General features: G+C 64.4%; 13 protein-coding genes. 8 read left to right on the top strand and 5 right to left on the bottom strand.

Annotated elements, in window-relative coordinates:
- Nucleotides 1-149 precede the first annotated feature (149 nt).
- Nucleotides 150-929, bottom strand: a complete 780-nt coding sequence (locus AC6CH3_RS20675; RefSeq protein WP_498134200.1) for an alpha/beta fold hydrolase — start codon at nucleotides 927-929, stop codon at nucleotides 150-152.
- An 84-nt stretch (nucleotides 930-1,013) separates the two neighbouring features.
- Here AC6CH3_RS20675 and AC6CH3_RS20670 point away from each other — a divergent pair, with 84 nt between their 5' ends.
- Nucleotides 1,014-2,780 carry a GNAT family N-acetyltransferase gene (locus tag AC6CH3_RS20670; protein ID WP_498134199.1) on the top strand — a complete coding sequence of 589 codons (1,767 nt, stop codon included), beginning with the start codon at nucleotides 1,014-1,016 and terminating at the stop codon, nucleotides 2,778-2,780.
- Nucleotides 2,781-2,794: 14 nt separating this feature from the next.
- On the opposite strand, the gene AC6CH3_RS20665 is transcribed toward AC6CH3_RS20670, so the two are convergent.
- Nucleotides 2,795-3,076, bottom strand: a complete 282-nt coding sequence (locus tag AC6CH3_RS20665; protein ID WP_498134198.1) for a hypothetical protein — start codon at nucleotides 3,074-3,076, stop codon at nucleotides 2,795-2,797.
- A 613-nt stretch (nucleotides 3,077-3,689) separates the two neighbouring features.
- Here AC6CH3_RS20665 and AC6CH3_RS20660 point away from each other — a divergent pair.
- The 3 genes from AC6CH3_RS20660 to AC6CH3_RS20650 all read left to right on the top strand — a co-directional run bounded on the left by AC6CH3_RS20660 (nucleotide 3,690) and on the right by AC6CH3_RS20650 (nucleotide 8,329).
- Nucleotides 3,690-5,468, top strand: a complete 1,779-nt coding sequence (locus tag AC6CH3_RS20660) for an ABC transporter family substrate-binding protein (RefSeq protein WP_498134197.1) — start codon at nucleotides 3,690-3,692, stop codon at nucleotides 5,466-5,468.
- 168 nt (nucleotides 5,469-5,636) lie between these two features.
- Nucleotides 5,637-7,178 (top strand): ABC transporter permease, encoded by a 1,542-nt coding sequence (locus AC6CH3_RS20655; protein ID WP_498134196.1) that lies wholly within the window; start codon nucleotides 5,637-5,639, stop codon nucleotides 7,176-7,178.
- Complete coding sequence (locus AC6CH3_RS20650) at nucleotides 7,175-8,329, top strand: ABC transporter permease (protein ID WP_498134195.1); 1,155 nt, start codon at nucleotides 7,175-7,177, stop codon at nucleotides 8,327-8,329. Before AC6CH3_RS20655 ends, AC6CH3_RS20650 begins: the two co-directional genes overlap by 4 nt.
- 13 nt (nucleotides 8,330-8,342) lie before the next feature.
- Here the strand turns inward: AC6CH3_RS20650 and AC6CH3_RS20645 are convergent, their stop codons facing one another.
- Entirely contained in the window at nucleotides 8,343-8,972 is a 630-nt protein-coding gene (locus tag AC6CH3_RS20645; protein WP_498134194.1) for a PH domain-containing protein, read from the bottom strand.
- A 79-nt stretch (nucleotides 8,973-9,051) separates the two neighbouring features.
- Here AC6CH3_RS20645 and AC6CH3_RS20640 point away from each other — a divergent pair, with 79 nt between their 5' ends.
- Nucleotides 9,052-10,881 carry an ABC transporter ATP-binding protein gene (locus tag AC6CH3_RS20640; RefSeq protein WP_498134193.1) on the top strand — a complete coding sequence of 610 codons (1,830 nt, stop codon included), beginning with the start codon at nucleotides 9,052-9,054 and terminating at the stop codon, nucleotides 10,879-10,881.
- A gap of 10 nt (nucleotides 10,882-10,891) precedes the next feature.
- Here the strand turns inward: AC6CH3_RS20640 and AC6CH3_RS20635 are convergent, their stop codons facing one another.
- Nucleotides 10,892-11,737 (bottom strand): SGNH/GDSL hydrolase family protein, encoded by an 846-nt coding sequence (locus AC6CH3_RS20635; RefSeq protein WP_498134192.1) that lies wholly within the window; start codon nucleotides 11,735-11,737, stop codon nucleotides 10,892-10,894.
- Between the two features lie 271 nt (nucleotides 11,738-12,008).
- On the opposite strand from AC6CH3_RS20635, the gene typA reads away from it, so the two are divergent.
- Both typA and AC6CH3_RS20625 read left to right on the top strand, forming a co-directional pair.
- Nucleotides 12,009-13,937 carry a translational GTPase TypA gene (typA, locus tag AC6CH3_RS20630; protein ID WP_498134191.1) on the top strand — a complete coding sequence of 643 codons (1,929 nt, stop codon included), beginning with the start codon at nucleotides 12,009-12,011 and terminating at the stop codon, nucleotides 13,935-13,937.
- Nucleotides 13,938-13,964: 27 nt separating this feature from the next.
- The gene (locus AC6CH3_RS20625) at nucleotides 13,965-14,396 is read left to right on the top strand and encodes a hypothetical protein (RefSeq protein ID WP_498134190.1); all 432 of its coding nucleotides are present in this window, start codon (nucleotides 13,965-13,967) and stop codon (nucleotides 14,394-14,396) included.
- Here AC6CH3_RS20625 and AC6CH3_RS20620 read toward each other — a convergent pair.
- Complete coding sequence (locus tag AC6CH3_RS20620; RefSeq protein WP_494034951.1) at nucleotides 14,393-14,902, bottom strand: helix-turn-helix domain-containing protein; 510 nt, start codon at nucleotides 14,900-14,902, stop codon at nucleotides 14,393-14,395. The two genes, AC6CH3_RS20625 and AC6CH3_RS20620, sit on opposite strands and share 4 nt — an antisense overlap.
- A gap of 107 nt (nucleotides 14,903-15,009) precedes the next feature.
- Here AC6CH3_RS20620 and AC6CH3_RS20615 point away from each other — a divergent pair, with 107 nt between their 5' ends.
- Nucleotides 15,010-16,245, top strand: coding sequence for an MFS transporter (locus tag AC6CH3_RS20615; RefSeq protein WP_498134189.1), 1,236 nt, complete (start codon nucleotides 15,010-15,012; stop codon nucleotides 16,243-16,245).
- Nucleotides 16,246-16,255: the final 10 nt, after the last annotated feature.

Here is a 16,255-nt window from a genome sequence, read left to right as displayed (position 1 = left end):
ATGGGCCAATCCCTACCAACCACTAGAACCCCTGTAAATCAAGGCTGACAGCACCGTCCAACATTGCACGAGTAGATAAGGTACGTTCCGCTTCAATGTCTAATTCAGTTCCCGCTTGACGATGAGCATATAGTCGAGCGAATTGTCGGTTAGCCCGGACGGGCGACAGCTTCGCGCAGAATATTAGGCCAGGTTTCGACATCTCCTGGTGTGCGGGCGACCGTCAGCGTTGCTTGCGGGAGCAGTGCGGCAAGGGATTCCGCGGTTGACAGCGGGTGGCCCGGATCATCAATCCACGCCAGGATTGTCGTCGGTGCGTCGATTCGGGCGAGGGCCTCAGGGGCAGGCAGATCACTGAGTGCCGCGCCTCGAAACAACGACGGCAATAGGGCCTCGGCGACGTCGGGCGCCGTCTCCGGCGCACCAATTGTGGCTGGCGGCTGTGTTGCTCCGCGGATGGTGGCGAGGAATGCCTCGACACCAACAGACTCGATAAGCGCCGCTGCAACTCGGTAGTTTGCAGCCTGTGCACGTCGGGTTTCCCACGCGGTTGGTGGCACCATAAGCGTGAGCCCGGTAAAGCGGTCTGGCTCGCGCGAAGCGGCGTGCAAGAGTGTGCCGGTACCCATGGATGGACCAACTCCGTGGACACGTTCGCCCGGGAACCAGTGATCGAGCAGTCGCAGGAGGTCGTCGGCGAGGCTTTGCCATTGATAGTCCTCAGGGACCTTCCGCCCCGTCGACCGGCCATGGCCGCGTGCGTCATACCGCAGCAGTCGAGTTCCACTAAGCCCTCGACCGAGGTCGAGGTTGAGCACGCGATCGTGCGCGCGGCTTGAGGTCAGGCCGTGCAGTTGGACAACTGGGTGTCCACCTTCGTCGCTCAAAGCAACCGCAAGCTCGGCTCCGGGAACCTCGAAAGCGGGCATTGGGCTCCTCGTTTCGTGACTGACCGCGTCACCTCGAGCGGCCGCGTGGAGCATTCAGGCTATCTGGGGCGTTAGGATACTGCCATGCGGCTGACCAACGTCTCGCACCTGCGCCTACCGTTCGGACGAGTTTGGGGCTACGACGTCAGTGTGTCTGCGCTCGACCGACGTCTTCCAGCGTCCTTTGACCAGCGGCTCCATGTGGGGGCAGGCGACCGCCCCGGCTCCTGGATGGCATTGTCTTTTCGGCTGCCTACACCAACTCGTCTTGAGGCAATTGCCGATGCCTGGCTGGCTGTCGTCGCCCGTCATGGCACACTGCGAACGGCATTCGTGCCCGGCGCGGATGGCGATCCGGAACTTCACGAAATTGAGATTGGTCCGGGAGCCTGGGTCGAGCATCAGGTGTCTCCTGGTCAGGCCGTCAATGACGCGGTGCGGGAGATTCTCGATGCCGCATGTTCGCCATACCAAAAGCCCTCACACCGGCTCTGCGTATTGGAGACTGCTGCTGGACTCACCGTTGTGATTGCGGCCGACCACGCCCACGTCGATATGTGGTCGATGCTGGTGATCGCGCGCGACCTGCTGTCGGCGCTCGATGCTGGGAGGGCTGGCCGTGAACTGTTGCCCGGGCCAGCGCCGGCATTTGTTGAACACACGCAAGCACTGTTGGATCGGGAGGCGGCACCGGACCACGTGCGTCACCGATGGGAAGACATCATCAGGGACAGCGGCGGCGTAATGCCGCAATTCCCACTGACCCTGGGTGCTCCCGACCCGCAGCGCGAGCGTGTAGAAGTGCGCGATGTGTTCGATCTCGACGACGGTGCCGCATTTGCTGCCCAGGCCCGCGACTACGGTGTCTCAACGCTCGCACTCGCTGTTGTTGCGATGACTGCGGTGACCCGCGAGTTGGCGGGAACCCCGCTTCGAGCCGTCTTTCCCGTGCACAGCCGCGTCGGCGACAACTGGCATGACTCAGTCGGCTGGTTCATTACTAATTCGGTACTTGAGTCGGCGGTCGCTGAGCCACGCGCTGCGGCGGCCGCGGTAAAAGAGGCTGTGCAACTTGGCTCGTGGCCGCTCGCAGACGTGCTGGCTCAATGGGGCGGCATGCCCGTAGCTCCTGGTATGTTCGCGATCTCCTGGCTGGACCTACGTAGACTGCCGGTGCGAATCGACTCCGTCGGACTCGACGCCCATTATGTGAGCGCGACAATCGACACCGACAGCGTCATGCTTTGGTTCATCCTGGACGAGTCCGGTCTGCACTTGAGATGCCGTTATCCCGACACCGTTGAGGCTCGAGCCAACGTCGGCGGATGGCTTGATCTGCTGGTCGCCCGTTTGCAGGCAGATGCGCGATCCTCGGTTCGAGGACTGCTGCGGGTGGCGGGCCGGACTTTCAGACTGGAACGGGCGAGTCGCGATGATGTTGAGGCCATCGCCGCGCTGCTGTCTGATGATCAGTTCGGCCGCGATCGTGAGTGCGTCGAGCTCGAACGATACGAGGCAGCCTACAACGTGGTTGTTCGCGACAGTTCCAACTATCTGGGGGTTGTCCGCAATGGTGCCGATCGCATCGTTGCCACGATGCAATTGACCGTCATTCCAGGTCTTTCCCGGGGTGGTTCTTCGCGACTACAGATCGAGGGACTGCGAGTTGCGGCCGCGGAACGTTCACATGGCTTGGGGACCGCGATGCTTGAGTGGGCACACAATTTTGGGCGTGCGCGTGGGGCGCAACTGGCACAGGTGACCACCGACGAAGCACGGGAACGGGCTCGAGCCTTCTACACGCGACTCGGATATCGGACGGCCCACGTCGGGCTGAAACGGAGCATATAGGCACTTCTACTGCTCTATTCGGGAGCACCGTTCACTGCAACTGCGTTGAGCGCCACCCACAGTGCGCGGAGGAAACCCTCGCCGTCTGGACGGAGAACGGCAGACCTCACACTCCGCCCATCCCATCGCTCGACCAGCAGGATCCCGCCTTTATAACGAGTCACGAACACGTCGTCAGCCACCCAGGCCACACCGTCCTTGAAACCGAACATCGCCGCTGGCAGCATCCCTCGGCAGCCCATCACGACAGGCACAGGAATGCCGGCACTTCCGCGGTCCTCTCGGTCTTCACCCATAGCCCGAATGTAAATGAGGGGTGGATATCAAGACATCAGTACTCAGTACTTGTCTTTCCCCGGCACGGGCACTCGCCTACTCAGGCGGATCCGACTATCCAGTTTGACTACCGGTTTGGCTACGTCGTGCCAGAGTTATGGCTGCGGGTTGAGGGGGCTGTTCCAGGTCATTGTGCGAGCCTTCCATTACACGCTGCCGGATCCCGTTCCGGTGTCCTCAGCCTAGAGGACTTCGCTGGAGGACCTCGGATCAATAAGAGCGCGCATCCCGCTTGGACATCAAGGGTGGCCGCGCCTGCTGTTCAGTGATTGAGGATTAACAATCAAAAGCCCTGATCCCGTGGCTTGGGGCTTTCGTTGTGATTGGCATGGATAACCGGGCACCCAAACCAACCCGGCAAAGACTGCCGCGGAACGCCCCGCAGTTCCTGCTAGGTTGCATCTCGATAACAACCTTTACTGAGGGACAACTTTCTGTCCGCCAGCCATGCCTTCGGGTCTAGGCTACTTCCCATGTGAGACATGCCACATGCTCACTGGGGGGATGTGGCGTTTTGGCCGGCGTCTACACAGCGGCGGTCTTTTCCACACTTAAACAGACATAGGAGGCGGAATGCGATTCGGTCGTATTTCCAAAGCAGTAGGCGTCGCCGCGGCTGCGGCGCTGGCACTCAGCGCCTGCGCAAACACCAACACCGGGACAACCCCGACCAGCGACGCAGCGGGCAAGCAGGGGGGAACCGCCACCGTTGTCGAGGTGAACGCATTCAACACGTTCAACCCCAACACGGCGGACGGCAATACTGACATCAACTCCAAGGTCAGCTACGCGACCCACTCCGGCTTCTACTACATCGACAACCAACTCAACATCGTCCGCAATGAGAAGTTCGGCAAGATGGAAAAGACCTCTGACGATCCCCTCACGGTCAAATACACCATCAACGAAGGCGTCAAATGGTCTGACGGCACACCGGTCACCGCAGCGGACCTGCTCCTGCAGTGGGCCGCTTTCTCGGGGTACTACAACGACGCCGACGCGGAAGGAAAGGCCGGAACGTCCTACTTCTCGTACGCCGGCGACCCAACGGGCCTCGCACTCACCGACTTCCCGGAAATCGGTGACAATAACCGTTCCATGACTTTGAAGTACTCCAAGCCGTTCGCCGACTGGGAGATCGCCCTCGGCGGCCCCGGGATCGACATCCCCGCCCACGTTCTGGCGAAGAAGGCCGGCATGGCCGACACGCAGGAGTTCATCGACCACCTCAAGGGCATGCCGCGCGGTGATGCCAAGGCCCCGAAGCCTGTAGACAGCAAGCTCAAAGCCATGGCCGACCTCTGGAACACCGGATTCGACTCCAAGACCCTGCCGAGCGACCCGAGCCTGTTCCTCTCCAACGGTCCGTTCATCGTCAAAAGCGTGAACCAGGACCAGTCCCTGACCATGGTCAAGAACAAGGACTACAACTGGGGCCCTGAAGCCAAGCTCGACGAGATCACCGTCCGCTACATCGGTTCCGCACCGGCACAGGTCCAGGCGCTGAAAAATGGCGAGGCTGACATCATCGCCCCGCAGGCGTCCGCCGACACCCTTGAACAGCTCAAGGCGCTCGAGAGCCAGGGCGTAACAGTGGAGCAGGGCAACCAGCTTTCCTACGACCACGTTGACCTGAACTTCTATGGCGTCTTCGCGGAAAAGAATGTGCGCGAAGCGTTCATGAAGACGGTTCCCCGCAAGGATATTGTGGACAAGATCATCAAGAAGCTGGAACCGGAAGCAAAGCCGCTGGATTCACAGCTCTTCGTTCCCGCGCAGCCCGCCTACGCCGACTCTGTGAAGGAAAACGGTTCTGCTGCCTACCAGGATGTGGACATTGACGGCGCCAAGCAGCTGCTCGCCGGCAAGACTCCGCAAATCCGCATCATGTACAACAAGGACAACCCGAACCGCGTGGACGCCTTCTCGCTGATCCGTGAATCCGCGACCAAGGCAGGCTTCAAGATCGTCGACGGCGGCCTTGGCGCCTCCGACTGGGGCAAGGCGCTCGGCAAGGGCGGCTACGACGCCTCTATCTTCGGCTGGATCAACCCGGGCGTCGGCGTCTCCGGCGTACCGCAGATCTTCCGTACGGGCAACGGTTCCAACTTCAACAAGTTCTCCGATCCGGAGGCCGACAAGCTGATGGACGAACTGATTGTCACGACCGACCGCGGCAAGCAGGACGAGCTCACCAGGCAGATTGACCAGAAGATCTGGGCCGCCGCGTACGGTCTCCCGCTGTTCCAGTCCATTGGTGTGGACGCGTACAGCGACCGCATCACCGGTGTGAAGTACATGCCCAATCAGACGGGCATCTGGTGGAACTTCTGGGAGTGGGCCGAAAAGTAAGCCGATGACCACAACAGCAACAAGCTAGCTGAGGCGCCGGGATCAAGCACCATGGTCCCGGCGCCTTGTGGCGATATCCACCGCCGGTGCCGGCACCACAGGCGGGCACGGCCAAACCTGCGACCGGTCCGGGCAATCCCCGGGCCCGAATACTGAGGTTCTTTCACGATGGTGACCTACATTGTCCGGCGGCTAGTCACCGCTGCACTCATTCTTCTGGGCGCATCCTTTCTGGTGTACCTGCTCACCGCGGCGTCCGGCGATCCGCTGGCAGAGTTCCGAGCCAGCAGCGCCCCCAACAAACAGCAACTGATGGATTCGCGCGCCGCGCTGCTGGACCTGGATACGCCGGCGCCGCTGCGATACTTCAAGTGGCTCGGCGGTGCCGCCCAATGCCTCGTACCCTTTGCCGGCACCTGCGATCTGGGCAAGAACATCGCGGGCCAGCCCATCACCGACGCGCTGGGGCACGCCCTGGTCCAGACCCTCACGCTCGTTACCGCGGCCACCATCCTGGCGATACTCATCGGGATCACCCTCGGCATCATCACCGCGCTGCGCCAGTACAGCAGCCTGGATTACGGCGTGACCTTCATGGCGTTCCTGTTCTTTTCGCTGCCCATCTTCTGGGTCGCCGTGCTGCTGAAGGAATTCGGCGCCATTGGTTTCAACAACTTCCTCAGGAATCCCGAGATCCCTCTTCCGGTGGCCATAGGGGTCGGCGCGGTGTTCGGCCTGGTGGCGCTCGTCGTCGCGGGAGGTGATGCCAGGCGCCGGGTGTTGACGGGCGGAACGGTTTTCGCGGCTGTAACGGCCGTGCTCATCTACTTCTCGGTCACCCTCTGGTTCAAGACACCCGGGCTCGGCCCCGTGGTCATCGCCATCGCTGGAGTGGGACTGGCCTTTGCCGTGACGCTGCTGACCGCAGGGCTGAGGAACAGGAAAGCGCTGCAGTCGGCGCTCATTGCCGCAGGTGCGGGCGTTGTTGCCTACTTCGTCATCCAACCACTGCTCAATCAGGCCACCTTCCTCATGATCATGTTGCTCGCGGTGGCCACGGTCCTCATCGGCATGGCGATCGGCTACCTGGTGGGCGGGTATGACCGCGGCCAATCCATGCGTGCTGCGGCGATCACGTCCTTCCTGCTGGGAGTCCTCATCGTCCTGGACCGCTACATGCAGGCCTGGCCGGCGTATTTCAACAACAGCAGGGTCCGCGGGCGCCCCATTGCGACCATCGGCGCCGGCACTCCGAACATCGAGGGTGACTTCTGGATCCTTGGGCTCGACTCGTTCACCCACCTGATCCTGCCCACCACGGCACTTGTCCTGATCTCCCTGGCCGGCTACACGAGATTCACCCGCGCTTCCATGCTGGAGATCATGAACATGGACTACATCCGGACCGCGCGGGCCAAAGGCCTCTCCGAGCGGACCGTGGTCATGCGGCACGCTTTCCGCAACGCCCTCATCCCGGTGGCCACGATCGTCGCCTTCGACATCGGCGGGCTCATCGGCGGCGCCGTCATCACCGAGACGGTGTTCTCGGTCCGCGGCATGGGATTCCTGTTCCTCGACGGCATCCTGCATGTGGACCCGAACCCCGTCATGGGCGTCTTTATCTGCGTGGCCATCACGGCCATGGTGTTCAACCTCATCGCAGACCTTGCCTACTCCGCACTGGATCCACGAGTAAGGGTGAAATCATGAGCCAGCCGAGCCAGCAGGATGAAATCGTAGCTGAACAGGCCGGCCTGAAAGGGCAGCAGGCCGCGGGCATCGAGCCCGTTATCGAGGCCAAGGGACTCAGCCAGGGACAGATTGTCCGCAAGCGGTTCATTGGCCATTCCGGCGCGATCGTGGGCCTGGTTGTCTTTGCCATCATCTTCCTGACGGCCTTCACGTCCGTGGGATACGCGGGAATCCCGGGATGGTGGAAATACACCCACGTAGCCGTTTCGCCGCTCGTCAACGACGGCGCCCCGACGGCGTCCCTGTGGCCTCTGGCCTGGGGAGAACATCCCTTCGGCCAGGACCGCATCGGCCGGGACCTGTTCGCCATGACCATGCGCGGAGCGCAGCAGTCCATCACGATCATGGTGGTCATCGGCTTCATCGCCGGCCTGATCGGCGTGGCCGTGGGCGCGCTGTCCGGTTACTTCCGTGGCTGGACCGAGGCCATTCTCATGCGCCTCACCGACATCATCATCATCATCCCGGCGCTGCTCCTGGCAGCCGTCATGGCCCAGTTCGCGGGCCGGAGGGACGAAGGGAGCTGGTTTGCCTCGTTTGCGAGCACCAACGGCGTGCTGGCGCTGGGCATCTTCCTTGGGCTCATCAGCTGGGTGGGCTTGGCCCGGCTGATGCGGGGTGAGTTCCTGACCTTGCGGGAACGTGAATTTGTCGACGCCGCGCGGATATCCGGGGCCAGCAACGCGAGGATCATCTTCAAGCACATCCTGCCCAACGCCGTCGGTGTCCTGATCGTCAACGTCACGCTGACCATGTCCGCGGCGATCCTTACCGAGACTGCACTGAGCTACCTCGGCGTGGGCGTGAAGTCCCCGGACACGTCCCTCGGCCTGCTCATCTCACAGAACCAGGAGGCCTTCACGACCCGTCCGTGGCTGTTCTGGTTCCCCGGACTGTTCATCGTCCTCATCTGCCTGAGCATCAACTTCATCGGCGACGGGCTGCGGGACGCGTTTGATCCCCGCCAGAAAAAGTTCAATGCCAAGAAAGCCCGGGATACGGGCAGCCCGATGGCGCCGGAGAAGTCCCCGGTCACCGCCTCGGATGCCGGCACGGGGGACAGGGCCGCCGGGGACGGCACGGCACCCGGCGATACCCGGGGAGCCTGACGTGGACCGCGCCCTACAGCAGGGCCACGCCCCAGATGCTGAACGCGACGAGCGCTGCAGTCGCGCCCAATTCCAGCCAGCGGACCGTCACCGTCACGGGCGTCTCCCCGGCGGTTCCGGCGTCGACGGCCCCGGATTCGACCTGCTGCTGCCAGCGGGCGCGCACCAGCTGGGCGGCCTGTCCGGAGTCCGTGCTTTTCAGGTCACCGGGACGGACGGACTGCCCGGGCCCGTAGGTGCTGCCCGGCAGGCCCCGGAGGTCCTCGGGGCGGGCATTGCGTCCGCCCCAGATCCCCGGCGCGGGCGCAGCCCACGCACCGTAGCTTCGGGACGGCGTGATCAGCGTCAGGGCGTAGCGCGTGTCCACCTGGACAAGGGCAGCCCACGGTACCATCACGGACCGGAACGGGTTCTCGAGCCTGACGCCGGCGTCGTGGACCACCACGGACGGGCGCCAGAACAGGAGCCAGCCGAGGTATGCGATGAGCAGCAGCGGCCCGATGCCGGGCAACGCTTCTGCTCCGCCCGTCAGGGCTGTGCTGGCGAGTCCGATGCCCGCTATCAGCCAGGCCAGCCCGGCGAACCATTTGTTGGTGCGGGCCTTGAAAATCGCAGCGTTGTCGGCGTGCGGCGCAGTGCTCATGCCCCCCATAATTCAGGATTCCGAGCCGCGGCACTAATTTCAGCTGCCCCGCCGGCCCGGGTGGAAGGAAAATCCCAAAATGTCTGACTACATCAGCACCGGCCCCGCCACGACCCGTTCCGGCAACAAAGGCGCGGTGGTCCTTGAGGTGCGCAACCTGAGCGTCGACTTCGGGGTGGAAAAGACGTGGGTGCCCGCCGCCGTCGGCCTCGACTACGAAGTCCGCGCCGGCGAGGTGCTGGCCATCGTTGGCGAATCCGGGTCGGGCAAGAGCGCAAGCTCCATGGCCCTGCTGGGACTGCTGCCCAGCAACAGCCGCGTCTCCGGCAGCGTGAAGCTGTCCGGAAAGGAGCTGCTGGGGGCGGATGAATCCAACATCCGCAACGTCCGCGGCAAGGATGTGGCCGTCATTTTCCAGGAACCCATGACCGCGCTGAACCCCGTCTACACCGTGGGCGCGCAAATTGTGGAAACCATACGACTGCACAACGAGGTCTCACCGGACCAGGCCCGTGAACGCGCACTGCAGATGCTGGACCTCGTGGAACTGCCCGATCCGGAGAAGGCGTTCAAGTCCTACCCGCACCAGCTCTCCGGCGGGCAGCGGCAGCGCGCCATGATCGCGCAGTCTCTCTCCTGCGACCCCAAACTGCTGATCGCGGACGAACCCACCACGGCCCTCGACGTCACGGTGCAGGCCGAGATCCTCGACCTCATGAGAAACCTCCGAAACAAGCTGGACAGCGCGATCGTCCTCATCACCCACGACATGGGCGTCGTGGCCGACCTCGCCGACCGGATCGCGGTCATGCGCCGGGGGCTGATCGTCGAAACGGGCACCGCGGAGCAGATCTTCCACCACCCGCAGCACCCCTACACGCAGGCCCTCCTTGCCGCCGTGCCGCACCTTGGGCAGCGCGGCGAGGGGGCAGAGACCGACGTGGACGTGACTGCCGCGCTGGCGGCCGCCACACATGCAGAACTCGACTCCGTGGATCACGAGGAACTGGTCCGCCGGGAGCGCGAGAACGCCGCCGCGCTGGCCGCCGCCGCGGCCGCCAGGACCACCGGTGAGCCCGTCCTTGAACTCACGGATGTGGCCATCGAGTACCCCAAGCAGGGCCGCGTGCCTGCGTTCCGTGCCGTGGAAGGCGCCAACCTGACCATCTACCCGGGGCAGGTCGTGGGCCTCGTGGGGGAGTCCGGCTCCGGGAAGACCACCGTCGGCCGGGCAGCCGTGGGCCTGCTGCCCGTCGCGGCCGGCACGATGCGCGTGGTGGGCCAGGACATTTCCGCGGCCAAGAAGAACGGCAGGCAGCTGCACAGCGTGCGGCGCCACATCGGAATGGTCTTCCAGGACCCGTCGTCCTCGCTGAACCCGCGCCTGCCCATCGGCGAAAGCATCGGCGAACCCATGTACCTTGCCGGTGTTGCAAAGGGCGCGGACCTGCAGAAGCGGATCGAGGCCTTGCTGGACCAGGTGGAACTGCCCCGCGCGTACCGCAACAGATATCCGCACGAGTTGTCAGGCGGGCAGAAGCAGCGCGTGGGCATTGCACGTGCCCTCTCGCTGAAGCCGAAGCTGATGGTGGCGGACGAGCCGACGTCCGCGCTCGACGTGTCAGTCCAGGCAAAGGTGCTCGAACTGTTCCAAAACCTGCAGCGCGAGCTGGGTTTCGCCTGCCTCTTCGTGACCCATGACCTGGCGGTGGTGGACGTGCTGGCCGACAGGATCTGCGTGATGCAACGGGGACGCATCGTGGAGCAGGGGACCCGTGACCAGATCCTCCGGAATCCGCAGGAGCCGTACACGCAAAGGCTGCTGGCGGCCGTCCCGCTGCCGGACCCTGAACGTCAGCGTGAGCGCAGGGAACTGCGTGCCCAGCTGCTCGCGGCCGGCCTGGACTGACCTCCCGGCCCTAGCCGGCGTCGAGGCCGAGGGCCGAAAGCCGGCCGCCCAGCAATGCTCCCAGGGCGCGGTGGCCGTCGTCGTTCATGTGAACTGAGTCGGCGAGCTGGTCCTCAAGCCCGTAGCGGGTGAGCCAGTCGCCGACACTGACGAACGGGATGCCGCGCTCGGCTGCCACCGTCCCCAGCAGCGCGTCCACTTCGGCGCGCCGCCCGCTGCCGTTTCCTCCGCCCTTGCCCAGAGTTCCCACCATCACCAGCTTGGCGCCGGGGTAGCGCTGTTTCAGGGTGGTGATCAGGCTCTTCGCGTTGGCGGCAATCTGCGCGTCGGTGGCTCCCTGCTTGGCGTCGTTTCCGCCGCCCTCGATGACGACGAGCGGGGGGAAGCCGTAGGGAAGGTGCCAGTGTCCCCGCTGCAGGGCATCGACGTAGTTTCCCGTGGTCCCGTTGGACGCCACAAAGCCCGTTCCACTCCTGCCGCAGAAGAAAACGTCGTAGCCCAGTCCGGCCAGGGCGCGGCGCGGCCAGCTTGCCGCCGGCTCGGACTGCGAATCGCCGATCAGCAGCGCCGTGCGGCCGATGTTGTCGGTGATGACTTCGTCCCGGCCGTTGGCAGGATTGCGGAACAGGGCACCCGCCGGCAGACTCGAAGGGTCCACCGCCGCGAACCCGCCGGTGGCCGGCGAACCGGCGGCGACTGCCTCGCCGGGCGCTGCAACGGGCACCACAGCAGCGCGGGGAACCGATGGGCCGCCCGTCCCGGCATCGCGCTGGGAGGGCAACCCGCACGCGCCCAACAACAGGCATGCGGCAAGGGCGAGGGCAATCAGGACAGCCCGCGTTGAGGCTTGTAGCATCCGTGGACTCCTGGCCTGTTGCATAGTGTTCAAGCAATAGTGATGGATCAGTTCCGGAAAAGCCAGTGAACCTGCCCACGTGACGCGGGTTGCAGACTCACGATTTGGTAACGCGGCGGGGGCCGCGGTTTTTGCGGTTTTAGGCCAATAAATGGCAGAGCGTTTAGACTTGAAGCAGGTGCCCTGTGTAAAGGGTCTGATCCGTCGTGCGTTCCGGTTGGAAATGTCGCGATACAACAGCTGACTTCACCACTGAATCGAGCAATAACGCATGTCTGAAACCACCACCAACACTGCGGTAGCCACTGCATCGCGCAGTGACCTGCGCAACGTCGCGATTGTGGCCCACGTTGACCACGGCAAGACCACCCTGGTTGACGCCATGCTCAAGCAGACCAATTCCTTTGCCGAGCACAACCACCTCGAAGACCGCGTGATGGACTCGGGTGACCTGGAGCGCGAAAAGGGCATTACCATTCTGGCCAAGAACACCACGGTGGCCTACAACGGTCCGTCCTCCAAGGGCGAGACCATCACGATCAACGTGATCGACACCCCGGGCCACGCTGACTTCGGTGGCGAGGTGGAGCGCGGCCTGTCCATGGTTGACGGCGTTGTGCTCCTCGTCGATGCTTCTGAGGGCCCGCTGCCCCAGACCCGCTTCGTCCTTCGCAAGGCCCTCGCCGCGCACCTGCCGGTGATCCTGCTGGTCAACAAGACCGACCGCCCCGACGCCCGGATCGAAGAAGTTGTCCACGAGTCCATGGACCTGCTCCTGGGCCTGGCCTCCGACCTCGCCGACGAAGTTCCGGACCTCGACCTGGACAAGATCCTCGAAGTTCCGGTCGTCTACGCAGCAGCCAAGGTTGGCCGCGCCTCCCTGGAGCAGCCGGCCGACGGCACCGCCCCGGAGAACGAGGACCTCGAGCCGCTGTTCCAGACCATCATTGAGCACATCCCGGCGCCGACGTACAACCCGAACGGTGTCCTGCAGGCGCACGTCACCAACCTGGACGCCTCACCGTTCCTGGGCCGCCTCGCTCTGCTCCGTATCTACAACGGCACCCTGCGCAAGGGCCAGACCGTCGCCTGGGCACGTGCCAACGGCGAGCTGAAGAACGTCAAGATCACCGAGCTGCTGGCCACGAAGGCGCTGGACCGCGTCCCGGCCGAGTCCGCAGGTCCTGGCGAGATTGTCGCCGTCGCCGGCATCGAGGAGATCACCATCGGTGAGACCCTGACCGACGCCGAGAACCCGCAGCCGCTGCCGCTGATCACCGTGGACGATCCCGCGATCTCCATGACCATCGGTATCAACACCTCCCCGCTGGCCGGCAAGGTCAAGGGCGCCAAGGTCACTGCCCGCCAGGTGAAGGACCGCCTGGACAAGGAACTGATCGGTAACGTCTCCATCAAGGTTCTCCCCACCGAGCGTCCCGACGCCTGGGAAGTCCAGGGCCGTGGCGAACTCGCGCTGGCCATCCTCGTGGAGCAGATGCGCCGCGAAGGCTTCGAGCTGACCGTCGGCAAGCCGCAGGTTGTTACCCGGACCATCGACGGCAAGATCCACGAGCCGATGGAGCACATGACCATCGACGTGCCGGAAGAGTACCTCGGCGCCGTCACCCAGCTCATGGCCGCCCGCAAGGGCCGCATGACCAACATGGCCAACCACGGCACCGGCTGGTGCCGCATGGAGTTCATCGTCCCGGCCCGCGGCCTCATCGGTTTCCGCACCAAGTTCCTCACGGACACCCGCGGCGCCGGTATCGCAGCCTCCATCTCCGAGGGCTACGAGCCCTGGGCCGGCCCGATCGAGTACCGCACCAACGGTTCCATGGTCGCCGACCGCGCCGGTGTGGTGACCCCGTTCGCCATGATCAACCTGCAGGAACGCGGCTCCTTCTTCGTGAAGCCCACCTCCGAGGTCTATGAGGGCATGATCGTCGGCGAGAACTCCCGCGCCGACGACATGGACGTCAACATCACCAAGGAAAAGAAGCTCACCAACATGCGTGCCGCTTCCTCCGACACTTTCGAGAACCTGACGCCGCCCCGCGACCTCACCCTCGAGGAGTCCCTCGAATTCGCCCGCGAGGACGAGTGCGTTGAGGTTACCCCGGAGTCCATCCGCATCCGCAAGGTCATCCTGGACACCAACGAGCGCGCCAAGGCCAACCGCGCCCGCGCCAAGGTCTGATCCCGGCACGTTCCGGTCATCACTCGCGTGAATAAGAGAGCTGCCGGCACGGCAGGCGGTCTGGCCGCCGCCGTGCCGGCAGCTCTTTTTGCTGCCTTCGCCGGTACAGCCCTGCACCGCCAGCAGCTGGCGGCCGCCGACGTCGTGCTGCCGCTGGGCGCGGTCGCGGCGCTGGTGCTGCTGGGATCCCTCGAGCTGCTGGTGGGGGCGGCCTTCCGTTCTCTGGTGCCGACGGCGGCCACAGGGGTTCTGTGCTACGTCCTGGCGGGCTGGTGGTCCACCATGCCGGCCGGGAAGCGCCTCATTGCGGGGGACCCGGCCGGGAACATGTGGGTGTACGGTATCGCTGTGGTCACCGTGCTGATGCTGGCATGGTGCCGGCGGTACCGGCGGCGGAGCCCGGCAGGGCAGACCCCCGTCGGGCCTGTACCGGCGGCCGCAACGGGAGAACAGGGCTAATCTGCCGTTGGATCCCGGTGGTGGGCGATCATCAGGGACGTGGCCTCGCCGTCGTCGTCGGCCGGAAGGGCCATGTACTCGTCCAGCACCGCCCGGAGCTTTCCCAGCATCTCCTGCCGCCGGGCCGCGTTGAATTTCACGCCCAGCCGCCACACCTCAATGTCCTCCGGCGGAAGGTCCCGGGTTTCCTGCACGAACGTCTCAATGAGGATGGGGGCCACGTTGTCCACGGACGTGCTCCAGGACTTGCGGCTGGCAATGTAGGGCACCTCAGCTGCGCCCCGCCGACCCTTCCGGCGTTCCTCTGCCAGCAGGAAGCCCGTCCGCACCAGCGTGCGCACATGATGAAGGCTGGAAGCGGGGTTGATGCCCAGCAATTCGGCTATTTCCTTGTTGGTGCGTGCCTGGTGGAGGCACAGCCGCAGAATCCGGAGCCTGATCGGGGAGCTGAGCGCACGGCCCTTCGCCACCAGGTCCGCATCATCGCTTTCCGGGGCGGGTGTCATAGCGCCAGTCTAGCCAGCAAAAAGTGATTGACATATATCAATCACCACTGGAAACTGAGTCGGTGACAGCCGACCGGACCGCCACAGGTCAAGCATCCAGATCGCTGTTGCTTGACCGTAACTTCACCACTTTTTGGGCCGGGCAGGCCATGAGCCAGTTCGGTGCCCAGTTGGGGCAAGTGGCGTTTCCGGTCCTCGCCGTGTCCATGCTGCACGCCTCGGAATTCGAGGTTGGCGTGCTGAATGCCGCCGGCCTCGCCGCATTCCTCATTCTGGGGCTCCCGGCCGGCGCCTGGGTGGACCGCTGGCTGAAGCGCCCTACCATGATCCATGCCGACCTCACCCGGATGGCCGCGATGGCAGCGGTTCCGCTGCTGTGGTGGGGCGGAATGCTGGAGATCTGGCACCTCTATGTCATCGCGGCGATCGTCGGCACAGCCACGGTGTTCTTCGACGTCTCATATCAGAGCTACGTCCCGGTCCTCGTCGCGCCCGGCCAGGTCAACCAGGCCAACGCCAAACTGGAAGGCACCGCCCAGGTCGCCAGGATCGGCGGACCCGCCGCGGGTGGCCTGCTGCTGGCGGTGGTCACGGCACCTGTGCTGTTCGTGGGCGAAGCCGTCGGCTACCTCCTGTCCGCCACCTTCCTCGCCCGCACCCGTGACCGGGAGGTTCGCGCCGCCCTGGGGGACCGCCGTCCCCTGCGCGTCGAGATCAAAGAGGGGCTCGCCTTCGTGATCCGACATCCGCTCATCAGCCGGATAGCGGCCTGCACGGCAGCCATGAATTTCTTCGGCATGGTGATTTTCACCATGATGCCGGTGCTGATCCTGCGAAACCTCGGATTCGGGCCCCAGGGGATGGGACTCGTCATGGCCGTGGGCGCGGCCGGCGGACTGCTAGGGGCGGTGGCGGCGCCGCGGGTGGCGGCCAGGGTGGGCGAAGGCACGGTCATACCGCTCTGCGCGGTTGCCAGCTCGGTTTTCCTGGTGCCCCTGCCGCTGGCCGCCATGGCCTCCGAGCCGGGGGTTTCGCTGGCACTGCTGCTCCTGTCCGAGCTCTGTTTCGGCTTTGTTGTCCTGATCTACAACATCATGCAGCTCAGCATGCGCCAGCGCGTGTGTCCGCCCCGCCTGCTGGGCAGGATGAACGCGTCCATCCGGTTTGTTGTCTGGGGGGTGATGCCCCTGGCCGCCCTGGCGTCCGGGTTCCTCGCCGAGCACCTCGGCCTCATTGCGGTGATCTGGATCGGAACGGCCGGAAGTTTCCTCGCGGCGGCCCCGGTGGTGTTCTCGCCGTTGCTGGGAATGCGCACCCTGCCCAGCCAGGTCGAGGGCACCTGACCCGACGCGC

It is taken from the genome of Arthrobacter sp. GQ119, assembly GCF_059759125.1.
The sequence above is the reverse complement of the archived record's forward strand: the minus strand, read 5'-3'. Positions and strand labels throughout refer to the sequence as shown.